The sequence below is a fragment of the Flavobacterium sp. 9AF genome (genome assembly GCF_902506265.1).
Classification (GTDB): Bacteria; Bacteroidota; Bacteroidia; order Flavobacteriales; family Flavobacteriaceae; genus Flavobacterium.
The window spans coordinates 1-1785 of sequence record NZ_LR733587.1; the positions used below are offsets into that span (position 1 = coordinate 1).

Consider the following 1785-nt stretch of genomic DNA (forward strand, 5'->3'; position numbering starts at 1 on the left):
ATTATATTGCATCAGAAGAATCAACGGATAGTGAAGCTAATAAGTCTAAAATTTTAGAAATTATAGAGAAATTGAATGACGTGGAAAATGAAGAAGATTTAGAATTATTAATTAATATGTGGATGTATTATGATCCAACAGATTTTAATAGTAGAGATTTAATTTTTGAAGTTTTAAAAAAGAATAAAGAACGGAGTATAAAAGCAATTCAAAATAGAATAGAAAATAAAGAAGAATGGGAACAAAATGAAAGTGCTCCTTTTTCCGAATTATTTATATTATTAGACCGTGTTCAAAATCTTTAGTTTAACTATAAAAATAAATAAAAGTAGAAAAGTCATTTATTATTCATGCAATTCTACTTTCTGCAACGTCAATTTTTCAATCCAAGGTATTTCTGAATGATAGAATCGAAATTGATTTTTGTTTTTACTATCAAATCTTCCAGAACTGTTCGTGAAATTTAAGGTGTATTTTTCATTTAAATGATTCGTATTGGTCACAAAATGAATCACATTTTTAATGACTTTCCAAGTGCCTTTACCATACACATTTTCATCTTTACTGATTGACTGTCCTAAATTTCTAAAAAAGTGAAAGGTAAACGTGCTATCGGAAAGAATTTGGAGTTTGTATTCAAAAACCTCATTTTTTGGGGTTTTAATTTTCTTTTCATAAATTCCCACATAATTGTTGTTTTGAGCATTAGAAATAAAAGAAAATAAGAGTAAAAATAGGAGTAAAGTATAATTTTTCATGTTTTTGGGTTTTTTAAAATGTAGCAAAAATTAAGTCAAATAAAACTTAGATAAAGACAATTATTTCTATTATAAAATATTTGTATTTCAATTTTACAATTGAAACTTTTTCCAGTTTCTTTTTTCTAGACTTCTTACATTTTCTACTTCTTTTATAGAAATAAGATAGTCCAATAATAAAGGTAATTCACTGTCATTTGTATCTCCTAAAAACTCCGTTGGGTAAATGGCATTTCCATAATTGTATTTGCATTTTCTAGGAGTGTCATCAACGATTAGAATGTCTTCTAGTTTTGCAAACCCTTTTTTAGTCACTTTTTTGAGTATTTTGGCATAATTCATATGATTAAAATAATCAAAATAGCCATAATCATCTATATTTTGTGAATCTATTTGTAAGGTACATTTAGATCGTCCCCAAACAAACGCTAATGGATAATTTTTAGGAAAAATTTTAGCAACCATCTCAGCTACATAACCATCAGAGGCAGAAGACCAAACCGCAACTTTAAAATGATTTTTTAGTTCAGAAAGAAATACATCTAAAAAAGGTCGCTTGTATACAAAATAGTCAAAAACTTTAAAGGAATATTCTTCATGAATTTTCTTTTCTGTTGCATGTACTAATGTTTCATCCAAATCGAGTACAATTAATTTCATTCATCCTTTTTTTTACTTTTAATTATGCTATCAACGGTTCTTTGAGCAAGACTATCTATAGATATTTCTTTACCTGTTTGAGTATCTATATAATGTAGCTCATTAGGAGAAATGGATTCTACATTTTTAGGTGTTGTAATATAGTTAATTAAAAAAAATAAATATAAAATTAATATGGGAAAAACATGAAATACAACCAAGATGTTTATGATACGACTTTTCCAATGGTATCGTCTCCAATTTTGAATGAATAGACAATCTATGCTTTTTAATATTAATATTAAATAGAGTAATATCAATAATAAAAAGATAAAAACCGAATCGAAATGGATACCAAATTCAATTGAAATGAGCTGTATTGTAAGAC

Annotated in this window: 4 protein-coding genes; 1 reads left to right on the top strand and 3 read right to left on the bottom strand. The window is 26.3% G+C overall.

Annotated elements, in window-relative coordinates; genetic code table 11:
- A partial coding sequence (locus tag HALO113_RS16040) for a hypothetical protein (protein WP_159780149.1) occupies nt 1-305 on the top strand: 305 nt, incomplete at its 5' end.
- 39 nt (nt 306-344) lie between these two features.
- On the opposite strand, the gene HALO113_RS16045 is transcribed toward HALO113_RS16040, so the two are convergent.
- The 3 genes from HALO113_RS16045 to HALO113_RS16055 form a co-directional block, all read right to left on the bottom strand.
- Nucleotides 345-758, bottom strand: a complete 414-nt coding sequence (locus HALO113_RS16045) for a hypothetical protein (RefSeq protein WP_159780151.1) — start codon at nt 756-758, stop codon at nt 345-347.
- A gap of 93 nt (nt 759-851) precedes the next feature.
- Nucleotides 852-1418 (bottom strand): HAD family hydrolase, encoded by a 567-nt coding sequence (locus HALO113_RS16050; RefSeq protein ID WP_159780153.1) that lies wholly within the window; start codon nt 1416-1418, stop codon nt 852-854.
- The coding region (locus HALO113_RS16055) for a hypothetical protein (RefSeq protein WP_236554771.1) at nt 1415-1785 on the bottom strand (371 nt) is incomplete at its 5' end. The genes HALO113_RS16050 and HALO113_RS16055, both read right to left, overlap by 4 nt.